At 69.0% G+C, this 12,940-nt stretch carries 17 protein-coding genes; 12 read left to right on the top strand and 5 right to left on the bottom strand.

Going from position 1 to position 12,940, the window contains the following annotated elements:
- Positions 1-71: 71 nt before the first annotated feature.
- From GXP74_RS31575 to GXP74_RS31550, 6 genes are all read left to right on the top strand, one after another.
- The gene (locus GXP74_RS31575) at positions 72-986 is read left to right on the top strand and encodes a hypothetical protein (protein ID WP_182454678.1); all 915 of its coding nucleotides are present in this window, start codon (positions 72-74) and stop codon (positions 984-986) included.
- Positions 983-1,144: a hypothetical protein gene (locus tag GXP74_RS31570; RefSeq protein ID WP_182454677.1), complete on the top strand. Its 162-nt coding sequence runs from the start codon at positions 983-985 to the stop codon at positions 1,142-1,144. Before GXP74_RS31575 ends, GXP74_RS31570 begins: the two co-directional genes overlap by 4 nt.
- An 11-nt stretch (positions 1,145-1,155) precedes the next feature.
- Positions 1,156-1,389, top strand: coding sequence for a hypothetical protein (locus GXP74_RS31565; RefSeq protein ID WP_182454676.1), 234 nt, complete (start codon positions 1,156-1,158; stop codon positions 1,387-1,389).
- A gap of 1,078 nt (positions 1,390-2,467) precedes the next feature.
- Entirely contained in the window at positions 2,468-2,692 is a 225-nt protein-coding gene (locus tag GXP74_RS31560; protein WP_182454675.1) for a hypothetical protein, read from the top strand.
- Between the two features lie 187 nt (positions 2,693-2,879).
- Positions 2,880-3,239: a hypothetical protein gene (locus tag GXP74_RS31555; RefSeq protein ID WP_182454674.1), complete on the top strand. Its 360-nt coding sequence runs from the start codon at positions 2,880-2,882 to the stop codon at positions 3,237-3,239.
- Between the two features lie 407 nt (positions 3,240-3,646).
- Positions 3,647-3,784, top strand: coding sequence for a hypothetical protein (locus GXP74_RS31550; protein ID WP_182454673.1), 138 nt, complete (start codon positions 3,647-3,649; stop codon positions 3,782-3,784).
- A 72-nt stretch (positions 3,785-3,856) separates the two neighbouring features.
- On the opposite strand, the gene GXP74_RS31545 is transcribed toward GXP74_RS31550, so the two are convergent.
- Positions 3,857-4,072: a DUF397 domain-containing protein gene (locus GXP74_RS31545; protein WP_182454672.1), complete on the bottom strand. Its 216-nt coding sequence runs from the start codon at positions 4,070-4,072 to the stop codon at positions 3,857-3,859.
- Positions 4,069-4,902 carry a helix-turn-helix transcriptional regulator gene (locus tag GXP74_RS31540; protein WP_225448336.1) on the bottom strand — a complete coding sequence of 278 codons (834 nt, stop codon included), beginning with the start codon at positions 4,900-4,902 and terminating at the stop codon, positions 4,069-4,071. Before GXP74_RS31540 ends, GXP74_RS31545 begins: the two co-directional genes overlap by 4 nt.
- Before the next feature lie 99 nt (positions 4,903-5,001).
- Here GXP74_RS31540 and GXP74_RS31535 point away from each other — a divergent pair, with 99 nt between their 5' ends.
- From GXP74_RS31535 to GXP74_RS31515, 5 genes are all read left to right on the top strand, one after another.
- Positions 5,002-5,358 carry a hypothetical protein gene (locus tag GXP74_RS31535; protein WP_182454670.1) on the top strand — a complete coding sequence of 119 codons (357 nt, stop codon included), beginning with the start codon at positions 5,002-5,004 and terminating at the stop codon, positions 5,356-5,358.
- 259 nt (positions 5,359-5,617) lie between these two features.
- Positions 5,618-5,887 (top strand): hypothetical protein, encoded by a 270-nt coding sequence (locus tag GXP74_RS31530; protein WP_182454669.1) that lies wholly within the window; start codon positions 5,618-5,620, stop codon positions 5,885-5,887.
- A gap of 818 nt (positions 5,888-6,705) precedes the next feature.
- Positions 6,706-6,933, top strand: a complete 228-nt coding sequence (locus GXP74_RS31525; protein ID WP_182454668.1) for a DUF397 domain-containing protein — start codon at positions 6,706-6,708, stop codon at positions 6,931-6,933.
- A 91-nt stretch (positions 6,934-7,024) separates the two neighbouring features.
- The gene (locus GXP74_RS31520; RefSeq protein WP_182454667.1) at positions 7,025-7,921 is read left to right on the top strand and encodes a JmjC domain-containing protein; all 897 of its coding nucleotides are present in this window, start codon (positions 7,025-7,027) and stop codon (positions 7,919-7,921) included.
- A gap of 55 nt (positions 7,922-7,976) precedes the next feature.
- Entirely contained in the window at positions 7,977-8,450 is a 474-nt protein-coding gene (locus GXP74_RS31515) for a hypothetical protein (RefSeq protein ID WP_182454666.1), read from the top strand.
- Between the two features lie 108 nt (positions 8,451-8,558).
- On the opposite strand, the gene GXP74_RS31510 is transcribed toward GXP74_RS31515, so the two are convergent.
- The 3 genes from GXP74_RS31510 to GXP74_RS31505 form a co-directional block, all read right to left on the bottom strand.
- Positions 8,559-8,744: a hypothetical protein gene (locus tag GXP74_RS31510; protein WP_182454665.1), complete on the bottom strand. Its 186-nt coding sequence runs from the start codon at positions 8,742-8,744 to the stop codon at positions 8,559-8,561.
- A 61-nt stretch (positions 8,745-8,805) separates the two neighbouring features.
- Positions 8,806-9,360 (bottom strand): hypothetical protein, encoded by a 555-nt coding sequence (locus GXP74_RS41180; protein ID WP_225448335.1) that lies wholly within the window; start codon positions 9,358-9,360, stop codon positions 8,806-8,808.
- A 317-nt stretch (positions 9,361-9,677) separates the two neighbouring features.
- Entirely contained in the window at positions 9,678-10,118 is a 441-nt protein-coding gene (locus GXP74_RS31505) for an amidase (protein ID WP_182454664.1), read from the bottom strand.
- A gap of 266 nt (positions 10,119-10,384) precedes the next feature.
- Between GXP74_RS31505 and GXP74_RS31500 the strand changes: the two genes are divergently transcribed.
- On the top strand, positions 10,385-12,937 hold the full coding sequence (locus tag GXP74_RS31500; RefSeq protein WP_225448334.1) for a sensor histidine kinase KdpD: 2,553 nt from the start codon (positions 10,385-10,387) through the stop codon (positions 12,935-12,937).
- Positions 12,938-12,940 lie beyond the last annotated feature (3 nt).

Below are 12,940 nucleotides of genomic sequence, written 5' to 3'. Positions count from 1 at the left end.
CATGAGCCCTGTCCGGGCTTTCGACTCACTCACTCCCACGTGAGAGAGCCAAACCCGAGACAGGGATCACCATGGATACGCTCACGATTGAGGACGTCCGCGCAGCTCAGGCGCAGGACATTGACGGCATCTCGGCCGTCATCGCTGCCACTGAAGGCCGGGTTTACGCGCTGGCCGACAAGGCGGCCCGGCGCATGTCGGAGACCGGCGACCGGTTCGCCGAGTACCGGGACGAGTTCCGACAGGTCGGCCGAATAGCTGTCTGGGAGTCGCTGCCCCGCTTCGCCGGAGACGACGTTGACTCGTTCTTCGCGCTGGTGCATTCGACGGTTGATGGCGTCCTGCTCGACGCCGTCCGGGACGCCCGGTACGGGGGAGTCGGGGCTGACAAAGACGCGCTGAAGATCTTCGGTCAGATGCTCGGACTGTCCGGCGGGGACGTCCACCTTGCCGAGAAGTTGTCGCAGACTGTCCCGCCGAAGGGACGCCGCCTCGGGGTCGACCGGGCGTCCGCCGCCCGCATGGCATGGGCGGGCGCGCTGTCGCTCGACGTGCCGACCAGTGGGGCCGACCCGACCGGCCGGGCGGATGACTGCCCGACGTCCATGGACGCACTGTCGGAGGCGCTTGAGCTTCCGGCCGACCTGATCACCTCGGACGACATCGGGCGCGAGGAACGCCGCCGGAAGAACGCGATGGTCCGGGGCGTGCTCGACGTCATGGGCGACGGGCAAGCCGCCGTCTTGCGGGCGTCCTTCGGGATCAACGGCCCGCTGTACGGCTACGGAGCCGACCATAACGACGAGGAGCTAGCGGCAGACCTGGGCACGACCGTGGTCCACGTGCGTGACGCCCGCACGAAGGGGATGCGCGCGTTCGGCCGGCGTTGGGTCAAACTCACGGCCCGGGATGCCGACCATGCCGAAGAGTTGACGGCTGCTCAGGGCAGCCTGCACCGCCGGGGCCCCCGTGGGGGCACTAAGTGACGCAGACCTTCCCGACCAGTGACGGCGGCACCGTGGCTGTGACCCGCTTGAGTCCGACCCGCTTTGATCTCCACCTGCGCGCCGCCGACGGCCGCACGGTGGCAACGGTGGTTCTCACGGACGCCGCCACCCGGACCATGCTCGACACCCTGCGCTGAGGAGAGACCACATGCTGACCATTCAGACCGAGACCAAGGCCACGCTGACCACGTCGAGCGGCGGGCGCGTGCTCGCATGGGTGTCCGACCGGGAGCGCGGGTCCATCTCGATTGCCGTCCCGGCCGACCGGACCAAGCTGACGCCCGTCGAAGCGCGCGACTTGGCGACCTGCCTCACGACCATGGCGGCGGAGATCGAGCGCCCGGCCCCCGTCGGAGCGACCGGCCGTCGCTGGAACATCTGACGCTCACCCCGGCCCGGACCTACTCACGGTGAGTAGGTCCGGGCCTCTTTGCGTTGCGCGGGCTGACGTATCCGTAAATCTAGCGCACCGAAAGTGTAAATTATTACCTGGAATGCGCGCGGTGGCTTCCCCGTGTCATGCAGCCTGCCATCGTAATTCTGTGTACCCCTACTCAGGATTATGGTTGACATTAATCGATATGCATGATTGGGTCCGCAGGTGTTCAAGAGTCTTGGACTCTTGAGAGTCTTGGAGTTTCGGTAAGTCCCTCAAGTCCTTAAGCCTCATGCGCTTAAGGGGTTGAGGGTGCTTTGCTCGGAGGGTATCTGCCCCCGTCTGTCCCGCATCGCAGTGCGCTTGCCGAGTTCGCCCCGCGCATGCGGGGGCGATGCCTGTGCGTGCTGCCGTGCGGGGCCTGGGCTCAGGCTGCTCTCCGCACGCGCGGGGGTGCACCGTGGGAAGTAAGTAACTAAGTGCCTGGCGCGCTGAAGCGGCGAGGGAAGTAAGTAAGTATCTCGGCGGGGCGTCCCCTAGCGCGCCGTCAAAGGTGTGCTAGCAAGAAAGCAAGCAAGCTCGGCGCTCGGCTGGCCGGTGCGTTCGCCCCGTGCGCGTGGGAGATCCCGGACGTGCTGCTGTACGGGGCCCGGTTGAGGCTCCTCCCTGCAGACATGGGAGTTGACAATCCAGTGGCCCCCCACTACTTCGTCAACTCGGTAATCTGTCTCATCTGCGGGTTTATTATCGCTAGCTAGCTGGGAGCCGCATGCGGGCAGCGGCGCATGGGCGGCATCATGTTGGCGGGCCTAAGGCGGACGATGCCTGTGCGGGGCCTGGGCTGCTGCCGCACGCGCGGGGTGTGGGTAGGGAAGTGAGTGTCTCGGCGGAGCGTCCCCGTGCATGTGAGGGGATTGATTGGTAGTGATGGGGTTCATTGGCACCTGCTACCAGGTGGTAGCAGGTGCGGCTACCTCGGAAGTAGCGTCAAGTCATTCGGATGCGGCGCAGCCGAGGCGGGGGCGGGCATAGGAATTTTCCTGTTTGGTCGCGCAGCTGTGCGGGTTGCGGCATACTGCCGTTCGTGAAGATCGACGTTATCGACGCGAGGGACGAGCGGATGCCCAGCCTGCCGCCGGCCGAAATGGCCGTAATTTGGGATGCGCATGAGGCGGGGCGGCGACGCCGCTACCTGCGGTGGGTCGAGTTCAGGCGGCGCGTGCGCCCGGTCGCTGCGACAATCACCGGGCTGATCGTCGCCGGGCTGATCGTGGCCTTCCTCTCGCACGCTTTCGGGTGGGTCCGCTGACGCCCCGCCCGTGAAACCTGCGCTGCCCCCGTCGCTGCCTGCGGCGGGGGCTTCGTCATGTCCAGGTGCGGGAAAGTGATGTTTTCGTGACCACCCTCAACCTACTCACGTGAGTAGGTCGAGGTACTGTTGTCCACGTAAGCACGACGGCGGGACGGACTCGCCGCACCACCCGAAAGGCCAGCTCATGAACCTCCCCCGCATCAACGCCGTCGACGTCGTCACCAGTGAGATCCTGGACTCGATCGAGGGCGGCATGGCGCTGGCGCTGGCCACGACTGATGAGGCGCGAGACAGCCTTATGGCCGACGCTGCCGCCGCGAACGACCTGCGGACGGCCCGCCAGGGTGTGACCGAGCTGGCGCTTTGGATCGACGGCGCGTGCACCTACCGCGCTGAGTTCGTGGACGGGCCGTCGGGCCTCACCCGGGCCTGTGAGTACAACCTGCTGCACCGTGCGGAGCAGGTGCCCGCAGAGACCTACGTCCGGGTGATCTACGGGCAGCGCATACCGGCCTGCAAGCCGTGCGCGGCCCGCCTGAGCTGACGGCGGCACACATGCGGAGCCCGACCCCCTCTGGGGTCGGGCTCTTTGTGTTGGCGGTCACTCTTCCGGAGGACGGCCGTCATCCCGAGGGCGGAGAGTGTAAGGGCGTCTTACCCTCCGGGCGAAGGGTCCTTACCTTCAACGAAAGGTTGCAGGATGAACCCATGCCCACCGCACCTGCTGCCGTCACCCTCGCCGCCGCCGTAGCCGTCGAGGTGAACGGCCTTCCCGTATGGCGTCCCTGCCCCCGTGTGCCCGCCCCGTTCGCCCGTGAGCCTGTGGACGGGTGGCCGCGCCTAGCGGCCGTCCTGCGGGCGCACGGGGCCGTCCTGGCGCGCCTCTTGGCCGCGAGTTCTTACCCGGCGTTCCGGGTTGAGGCGCGTGCCCCGGGGGGTGCGCTGGTGGGTATGGCCGAGTGGCCCCGCTCGACCGAAACGGGCTGCTTCCGGACGGCCGGGGAATGGGTGGTCGGCACCAGGCCGGACGGCGACGCCGACGGCACCGAGCTGGCTGCGCGACAGCCTGCCGCCCTGGTGGCCGCGTAGGCACGAGAACGCCCCCCTGCGGGCCGCTGATGGCCTACAGGGGGGCGCGGGTGCAGCCGGGTGGTGCTGCGGTCAGATGGTGCCGAATTCGCCGGCCTTGACCGCGCCCACGAACGCCGCGAACGCAGCGGCAGGGAACACCAGAGCAGGACCCTCGGGGTCCTTGCTGTCACGCACGGGGACAGCTCCGGGGATGAAGCCAGCGGCCGTTTCGATGCAGTTGCCGCCGTTGTCGCTGTAGCTGCTCTTGCGCCAGGGCGCGCCGTTCAAGTCACTTGCAAAAGTCACCACTTGTCTCCCTTGAGATAGTCACGAATCATGTCGGCCGATCGCCCGACGGGCTGCGCTGCCGACACAAGCAGATCATAGGCGTGGCGGCCCTGAATCACGTCAGCCTGATCGGCAGACGTGCGCCCCTGCAAGAACCCGTCCGCATAGAGAGCCCCGTTGTGCTGGGAGAGCGTCAGAACGGTGAATGCACCTGACAGTCCCGGCCGATCGTGGGTGGTGCTCGGCACCACCTGGATCACCGTTCGTGGATGCTCTCCCTCGCGCAGCAGGCGTTCAAGCTGTGCGCTCATGACCTCGGGGCCGCCGAGGGCGCGACCGAGCACGGACTCGTCCATCACGGCCCACACCCGGAGCCGGTCATCCCGCCCAAGGATCTCTTGCCGAGACATACGGGCAGTCAACAAGTCCTCTAGTCGGTCCTGGTCCGGGCGGAGTTGCGCCAGTGTGGCGCGGGCGTAGTCCTCTGTCTGAAAGAGGGCCGGGATGATCTGTGGTTCGAAAATGCGTGCCTCGGTTGCCCGTTGCTCCATCTCGACGTACGCCCCGAACCAACTCGGGTGTGCGTGCTGGAGCCACAGGGGGTGTAACCCCTCGAACAGGCCGTCAGTTCGTAGTACTTGGTCCAAGAGGCGGGCCTGTGCCAGTGATGGTGTCCTGCGCCCCTTCTCCCATCGCAGGATGGTTCCCTGGCTCTCCTGCATCGCTGCGGCTAGGTCGCGCTGGGACATCCCTTGAGCTTCCCGTCGCGCAACGATCTGTGCCCCGGCCCACGCCGGTAGTGATGTTGAGGGCTCCGGTACTTCGTTCTCTGCGGTCAAGACGTGCACCCCTTGATGCCGATTTGAAAAGTCATCATGCGCCTACTGTCAGCGATGGTGCCCGCGCGGAACCCTGGTGATACCCGATCGTGAGAAACGGATAGCGCCATGACCCAGGCAGCAACGCAGCAGGAGAGGGAAGCCCCGAGCACGCCCGGGGACGCCCCGGTAATGAGTATGGCGAGACGCCTCCGAGCGGCCATGGCAGCCATCGGCATCGACATCGGACGTCCCGCCCACCCGGTCCTCGGACAGGGGGGAGTGGTCGGGTTCGACTTCGGCCCGATTGCCTTGGAGGACGCCGTGGCCCTCATCGACCTTGCCGAGGCCGAGGCGGCTTCGCGGGTCCAGGTAGCGGAGTTGCGGGAAGTCCTGGCAGAGCTGCGGGAGAAGGAGGACGCGGCCAAGGACGCCGACGGCGGCCCCGTCGTGGAGCACTGCTGCGGGTTGTGGGTCGAGACATGAGCGACGAACCGGCGATCCGAGTGCGGGTCTATGTCGTCAACGCCGCGACGGGGAAGCGGACGCTGCTGCGGGAACAACTGCTCGTCAGTGACGGCCCCCTGCAATCGCAGCAGTACCCGCCGTGCGAGTGCCCGCGCTGCGTTCGGCCGGCTGTGGGAAGGCAGGCGGCATGACTAGCCAACTGCCGCAGAAGAAGACGGCGTTGCGGCCATCCGACCGAGTGACGAAGTCAGTGCCATCCCAGCAAGGAACACGGGCCATGGACGACCAGACCGAATACGGCGACGATGCCCCGGCCCCGAAGAGGCCGCGAGTCGATCGGACCTACGTGGCGCGCCTGGAATTCATGACGCAGATGCATCTCTTGGGCCTGGACGGGGCGACCCCCGTTGTCAACGTCGACCCCTTCGGGGAGGAACGTGTCCGCCTCGGGACCGTGTCCGTCCCCGTCCTGGAGACGATCACGGAGGCGCTGCGGCTGCTCGCTGTGGCCCGCGAGACCAGCCCGGCGCAGGGGGAGGGCGGATGATCTCCCTTGATCTAGCGGTTCCGCCCCGCAGCGCGGACGAGGATGACTCGCGACTCTGGGGCACGGGCTGGTGCTGGTTCTGTCTCAAATGGGCGAGAACCCGGTACCTGGGTCCGCTCCGTACTCCGGGTGGCACGGCCCCCGTCTCCGGGTGCGAGCCCTGCTTGAAGCTCCGTCTCCAGATGGTTGCGAACTACGCCGATCAACCGAACGTGGCCGCGCGCAACTCCCCGGAGCACGCGCCGAGGGGGCAGCAGATATGAGAGACCCGGACAAGCGCCGTATCCCGCCGGAGGTTTGGGACGCGACCAAGGCTGAGGCGGTGCGGCTCTACCCGCTGCCTACGTCGATTCGCCGGATAGCGTCCAAGCTGAGCGTGTCGCCCGGGACAGTGCAGACGATGCTCAAAGAGGCGGGGGTCACCATCCGCCCGCGAGGGTCCGCACCGGGCAGTACGCGGGTGTTCACCCAGCGATTCGACGCGACCGGCTCCGCCGACGTGGTCATTCAGATCACTAGCATCCGCTGCCCCGACTCCTGGTGCGCTCGGAAGGTGGCAGTGACGCGGCGGCACGTGGCACCGCACGAGAACCCGTTGGGCGCTGAGTGCCCGATGTCCGATGCGGAAGTCATCTTGCCGATGCAGGCGGAGGCTCCCCGTCCGCCCGGCCACACCCCCTGATCAGCCCCGGCCGTCCTAGTTCCCCTGCGGCGGACGGTCGGGGCTCCCAAGACACCCGGCGGGCGATCCCGCCGGGGGCAAGTGCACCGCCCCGCGCCAACCGAGCGCGGACAACCAACAAGTGGAGGTAACCGCCATGGCGGACAACCTGTACGAGCGGAAGGTCACGGGGCCGTTCGCGGCCCTGTGCGGCGGCAACAGCGACAACTCCGGCAGCGCCGAGGACTGCCTGTCCGTGGCCGAGCTGGAGGGCGGCGGCTACGCCGTCCGTGACACCAAGCTGGGCGACGGGTCGCCGGAACTCCGGTTCACGGCGGCGGAGCTGACCGCCGCCGCCGAGAAGATCCCGGGCTTCGTCGCCTGACGGATCGCACACCAGAAAGGCAGGGTGCCCTCACTCGCATTGAGGGCACCCTGCCCGCGTCGGATCCTACCCACCGGAATGGAGTCTTCCCGTGTCGCTTGCCGCACTGATCGACAACCCGGATGCCGTTCGCGCAGCGCTGCCGAGTAAGCCCGTGGTCTACCACCGCGACCCCGCCGAACTGCGGGCGCTGACCACGCGGGAGGAGGTGGACGCGCTGATCGACCGTGAGTGCCTGGCGCGTCAATACCTTGCCGTGATCAAGGACGGGGAGGCCATCGACCCCCGGGCCTACCGTGACGACGACGCCCTGATGCCCCGTCGGGGGAGCATGCGGCGGTACCTCAACGACGGGCACACGGTGTCTCTGCGGGGGCTGCATGAACTGATGCCCCCCGTGGCGGAGTTGTGCGAGGGGATCGCCCGAGAGACCGGGTACCGGGTCCGAGCGAACGCCTACTACACCCCGGCCGGCGCGCAGGGGCTCCGGTACCACTACGACCCGTACGTGACGCTGGTGGCGCAACTGTCCGGCCGGAAGACGTGGCCCATCCATCCGCCCATGGTGCCGAACCCCGTGCAGGAGCACTTGAGCTTCTTGGCGACAGGCTTCACGGACGAACAGCTTCACCACCTGGCCAACGTGCCCCCGCCGGAGGAGTACACGTTGGCACCCGGAGACGTGCTGTGGCTTCCGCGCGGATGGGTGCACGCCCCGTACACGGTCGGGGATGAACCGTCGCTCCACATGACGTTCGGGCTCAAGCAGCGCACCCCGCAGTGGGTCGCCGCGCAACTGGTCGGGGATCTGCTCGACCAAGCGCTGATGGACCCGGCCATGCGGGAGGATGTGGCCCCGGAGGAACTTCTCAACTCCTCTGGGCCGCTTGTGCATACGGTGCGGAAGTACCTCTTAGGCGCGCTGCTCAGCCTGCCCGAGGACGACGCCGTGCAGATCATCCGCGCTGCCGCGCACCGCAACATCTGACGACACGCCACGACACGCACGGCCCCGGCGGGCCAGAGTGGGAAGCTTCCGAGTCATGCAGCAGCCGCACGACGATGACATTGATTGGGATGAATACCTGAAAGGGGAACCGCGCCAGGGAATCCACTGGCACGCTTTCCACTGGAAGGGACCGTCCGGGAAACTCCTGCTCTTTAAGTACCAGAACGAGCGGGTGCCGGGCACTCCCGAGTTCCAGACGTCCACCACGCCCCCGGAAGCGCTGGTGCACCACCTGCTCAAGCCGCAGCTTGTGCGGGCGACGTTCACGGACGTTGACGCGGCGTCGGCGTGGATGCGTGAGCAGTGGGAAGCCGACCCGCCCCAGGAGACGTACAAGAACCCGGACAACTGCCAGAAGTTCGCGCGGCGGATGATCGAGTTGGGCAAAGACACGATCTGGTCATGGGACTGGCCGCGAACCGGCGACAACGTCAGCGTGCGCGCCTACATGATCACCTGCCCCAACCCCGCAGACCTGGGCATCCGGTGCCCGGCTCCGCCCCGGTAGGCCCCAGAACGGCCCCGGCCGTCTGTCTCCCCCGTGGCGGATGGTCGGGGCTTCACAGCAGCGACGCCCCCGACCTCAGTTCGAGGCGGGGGCGTCGTCGTGGGCCGACTAGCGGGTGTAGCGGGTGACCGTCCGGCGCTTCCGCTTCGCGCTGGCATAGATCGGGTACCAGATGCCGCAGGTACAGATGATCATGGTCCAGTGGAACAGCGTGCCCGCGTAGCTGAACTGACCCTGGCTGACCGCCTTACCCGTCATCACGACCTGCTGCGGGCGTTCCTGCTGCTGAACCATGGTGTCTCTCCCCTCGGCGGGCACCGCGTGCGCCCGGAAGGTAAGAGAATCACGGCACTTCTTACCCTGGCAAGGTCGACTCCGGGGCGGGCGTCGGCTCGACTGGTGCGGCCGTCGCCGAGGGGGTCGGGGCGGGGGAGTCCGACGGGTACGCCGGTTCTCCGATCGGTTCCCCGTCGCCCTCGGACGCCTCGGCCAGGGAAGCGCCCCCGGGGTCCTCTGACGGGCTCGCTGTCGCCGACGGAAGGTCCGGCGCAGTGCTCGCCGCTTCGGCGGCCCTGACGGCGTTCTCGATCGCTGCTGTCGCCTCGGTGACGACGTCGGCCGGGGTCGTCGCTACGGTCCTGACCGTCACGGGCCGGAAGCGCGGCCCAGCAGCGTGCACCGTGATAGTGGTCGGACCGTCGTCCCAATCGTCGGCGTCCGGCATGTCGATGGTCGCCGTCACGTCGACGTCGTCCCCCATGGTCGCCGACAGGGTTACCACCTCCGCCCCGCTGGCGTCGGGGGGCGTCGTCGCGACCGCCACCCGGCCGTCACGGGCGCGGGACTCGACCCACGATCGGAGCGGGTCCAGCTCCGGCGGGACGTGGCCGGGGACCATGCCGCCGATCACGGAATGCGCAGCGTGCTTGAAACAGGCGAGCGTACTTCCGCAGGTGTGCGCCGGGGCCGGGGAATTGTGCGCCACCGGGGCCGGGGACTGACCGGGACTCGCAGGGGCGGACGCGTGGGGCCGTGGACCGTCTCCGCCGTCGTCTTCGTCCTCCGCCATAAAGGGAAGTGCCAGGGTCGCCCCGGTCGCTATCGCGCCAGCTGCGAAGAGGGCGGTAAATCGGCGGTGCATATGGGTGTTCTTTCTCGGAGCACGGAGGGGGCTCCCATTGGAACACGTGTTCTATGCAGCTATCGCCGGGTGACTCGGGTGGACGTCTAGACGCAGGTCAGGGGCCTGCCGGTAAGGTAGGTACTACGCACTACCTCCGGCGTGCTGGTCTTGCCGGTGATCACCGTCCCGGCGTTGCGCAGCCGGGTCACCACGTGGTCGTCCACCGTGGGGACGTGCTCGGCGAAGGCGGCCGAACCCAGGGTGCAGCGCACCCCGGCCACGAAGTTCAGGTCCTTCACCGGCACCGGCACCCCGTGCAGCGGCGACAGCGCCCGGCCCTCCCGCCGAGCGGCCGTGACCTCTGCCTCGGCCCGCCCCGCCTGCTCACGCGCCAGCTCCGGCGTCACCGTGACGAACGCCCCCAGCGCGGGGTTGAGCCGCTCGATCCGATCCAGGTAGTGATCCGCCAACTCGACCGGGGACAGCTTCCCGGTCCCGATCAGCTCTCCCTGTTCCAGTGCGGTGAGATCATGGAGCTGCGTCATTGCATTCCCCTCGGTTCGCCTGCGGCCCTGGTCGTTCGACGCCCCGCATCCTCGCACCCGCCTCCGACAGTCGACCAGAGTCAGTCGAGCCGGAACCGGAACCGGAGCCGGAACCGGATTGGCGGGGTTGTCCGGGCCGTCAAGATGTCGCTAAATGGACTCTGCCGCGCCATCGCGTCAGCGGTCGGGGATCCGGGATTCCCGTACGCTCGGCTTGAGAGCCCCGCTCACCAGCGCGGGAGCGGGAGCGAGCAGGGACAGGCGGCATGGGACGCGGCAGGCTGCGGATCTACCTCGGGGCGGCCCCCGGGGTCGGCAAGACCTGCGCGATGCTCGGGGAGGCGCACCGCCGGGCCGCGCGCGGCACCGACGTGGTGGTCGCCTTCGTCGAGGACCACGGCCGCAGCTACACCCGGGACGCCCAGCAGGGCCTGGAGATCGTCCCCCGGCGGACCCTGGCCTACCGGGGCGGCGAGTTCACCGAGATGGACGTGGACGCGGTGCTCGCCCGCAGGCCCGCCGTGGCACTGGTCGACGAACTGGCCCACACCAACGTCCCCGGCTCCCGCAACACCAAGCGCTGGCAGGACATACAGGAGCTGCTGGACGCCGGGATAGACGTGGTCTCCGCCGTCAACATCCAGCACCTGGAGTCCCTCGGCGACGTGGTGCAGAGCATCACCGGCGTCCGCCAGCAGGAGACCGTCCCGGACGAGGCGGTCCGCCGGGCGGACCAGATCGAGCTGGTGGACATGACCCCGGAGGCGCTGCGGCGGCGGCTGGCGCACGGCAACGTCTACGCGCCGGAGAAGGTCGACGCCGCGCTCTCCAACTACTTCCGCCCCGGCAACCTCACCGCGCTGCGCGAGCTGGCCCTGCTGTGGACCGCCGACCGGGTCGACGAGTACCTCCAGCGCTACCGCGCCGAGAACCACATCGACTCGACCTGGCAGGCCCGGGAGCGGATCGTGGTCGGCCTGACCGGCGGCCCCGAGGGGCGGACGCTGATCCGCCGGGCCGCCCGGATAGCGGCCAAGGGCTCCGGCAGCGAACTGCTCGCCGTCTACGTGGCCAAGAGCGACGGCCTGACCGGGGCCTCCCCGGAGGAGCTGACGGTGCAGCGCGGCCTGGTCGAGGACCTGGGCGGGTCGTTCCACTCGGTCCTCGGCGACAGCGCGGCCGAGGCGCTGCTGGAGTTCGCCCGGGGCGTCAACGCCACCCAGATAGTCCTCGGCAGCAGCCGCCGCAAGCCCTGGCAGTGGGTGCTCGGCCCGGGCGTCGGCGCGACCGTGGCCCGCGAGGCCGGGGACATCGACGTCCACATCGTCACCCACGAGCACGTGGCCAAGGGGCGGGTCGCCCCGATCCGCCGGATCACCCGGCTCGGCAAGGCCCGCAGCGCCGCCGGGTGGGGCATCGGCGTGGCCGGTCCGGTGCTGCTGACCGCGCTGATCGAGTGGATGCACAGCGGCCGGAACCAGCAGACCGACATGCTGCTCTACCTCGGCCTGACCGTCGGCGCGGCGCTCACCGGCGGGCTGTTCCCGGCGCTGGCCTCGGCGGCGGTCGGCTCGCTGCTGGTCAACTGGTACTTCACCCCGCCGCTGCACACGCTGACCATCTCCGACACCGCCAACATCATCTCCATGGGCGTGTTCCTGGCGGTCGCGCTGTCGGTCGCCTACGTGGTCGACCTGGCCGCCGCCCGCACCGCGCAGGCGGCCCGCAGCCGGGCCGAGGCGGAGACCCTGAGCTTCCTCGCGCAGTCCGTGCTCAGTGGCGAGAAGGCGCTGCCCGCGCTGCTGGAACGGGTCCAGGAGACCTTCCAGATGGAGTCGGTGGCGCTGCTGGAGCGCGAGGAGGACTTCGGGCCGTGGACCTGCGCGGCCTCGGTCGGCCCGCACCCGGTGAGCCGTCCGGAGGACGCCGACGTGGACGTCCCGGTCGGCGACAAGCTGGCGCTGGCGCTGTCCGGACGGGTGCTCCCGGCCGACGACCGCCGGGTGCTCGGCGCCTTCGCCGCGCAGGCCGCCGTGGTGCTGGAGCGCCGCAGGCTGAGCCAGGCGGCCCGGGAGGCCCGGCGGATGGCCGAGGGCAACCGGATCCGCACCGCCCTGCTCGCCGCCGTCTCGCACGACCTGCGCACCCCCCTGGCCGGGATCAAGGCCTCCGTCTCCTCGCTGCGCGCCGACGACGTCCAGTGGTCGCCGCAGGACGAGGCGGAGCTGCTGGCCGGGATCGAGGAGGGCGCGGACCGGCTGGACCACCTGATCGGCAACCTGCTCGACATGAGCCGGCTGCAGACCGGCACGGTGGTGCCGCTGGTCCGCGAGTTCGACCTGGACGAGGTGCTGCCGTTCGCGCTGCGCGGGGTCCCGCCGGAGTCGGTGCGCACCGAGGTCCCGGAGGGGATGCTGCTGGTCTCCGGGGATCCGGGGCTGCTGGAGCGGGCGCTGGCGAACGTCATCGAGAACGCGGTGAAGTACAACGGCCCGGGCCGGGTGCTGGTCTCCGGCAGCCTCTTCCGGCAGTTCGGGCAGGGGGAGCGGCTGGAGGTACGGGTCGCCGACCACGGCCCCGGCATCCCGGACGAGGCCAAGGAGAAGGTCTTCGAGCCGTTCCAGCGCTACGGCGACGCCCCGCGCGGGGCCGGGGTCGGCCTCGGTCTCGCGGTCGCCCGGGGCTTCGTCGAGTCCATGGGCGGCAGCCTGACCGCCGAGGACACCCCCGGCGGCGGGCTGACCATGGTGTTCACCCTGCCCGCGGTGCCCGGGTCGGCCGTGCCGACCGATCCGGCGGTGCACCACGCCGAGCTGTAGCCG

Origin of the sequence: Streptacidiphilus sp. P02-A3a (genome assembly GCF_014084105.1) — a bacterium.
GTDB lineage: Bacteria > Actinomycetota > Actinomycetes > Streptomycetales > Streptomycetaceae > Streptacidiphilus.
The sequence above is the reverse complement of the archived record's forward strand: the minus strand, read 5'-3'. Positions and strand labels throughout refer to the sequence as shown.

Coding starts and splice junctions, on each gene's coding strand:
- GXP74_RS31555 (WP_182454674.1), top strand. CDS start 2,880: ATGAACCTCCCCCGCATCAACGCCGTCGACGTCGTCACCAGTGAGATC.
- GXP74_RS31525 (WP_182454668.1), top strand. CDS start 6,706: ATGGCGGACAACCTGTACGAGCGGAAGGTCACGGGGCCGTTCGCGGCC.
- GXP74_RS31515 (WP_182454666.1), top strand. CDS start 7,977: ATGCAGCAGCCGCACGACGATGACATTGATTGGGATGAATACCTGAAA.
- GXP74_RS31575 (WP_182454678.1), top strand. CDS start 72: ATGGATACGCTCACGATTGAGGACGTCCGCGCAGCTCAGGCGCAGGAC.
- GXP74_RS31530 (WP_182454669.1), top strand. CDS start 5,618: ATGGACGACCAGACCGAATACGGCGACGATGCCCCGGCCCCGAAGAGG.
- GXP74_RS31500 (WP_225448334.1), top strand. CDS start 10,385: ATGGGACGCGGCAGGCTGCGGATCTACCTCGGGGCGGCCCCCGGGGTC.
- GXP74_RS31535 (WP_182454670.1), top strand. CDS start 5,002: ATGACCCAGGCAGCAACGCAGCAGGAGAGGGAAGCCCCGAGCACGCCC.
- GXP74_RS31565 (WP_182454676.1), top strand. CDS start 1,156: ATGCTGACCATTCAGACCGAGACCAAGGCCACGCTGACCACGTCGAGC.
- GXP74_RS31550 (WP_182454673.1), top strand. CDS start 3,647: ATGGCCGAGTGGCCCCGCTCGACCGAAACGGGCTGCTTCCGGACGGCC.
- GXP74_RS31510 (WP_182454665.1), bottom strand. CDS start 8,744: ATGGTTCAGCAGCAGGAACGCCCGCAGCAGGTCGTGATGACGGGTAAG.
- GXP74_RS31505 (WP_182454664.1), bottom strand. CDS start 10,118: ATGACGCAGCTCCATGATCTCACCGCACTGGAACAGGGAGAGCTGATC.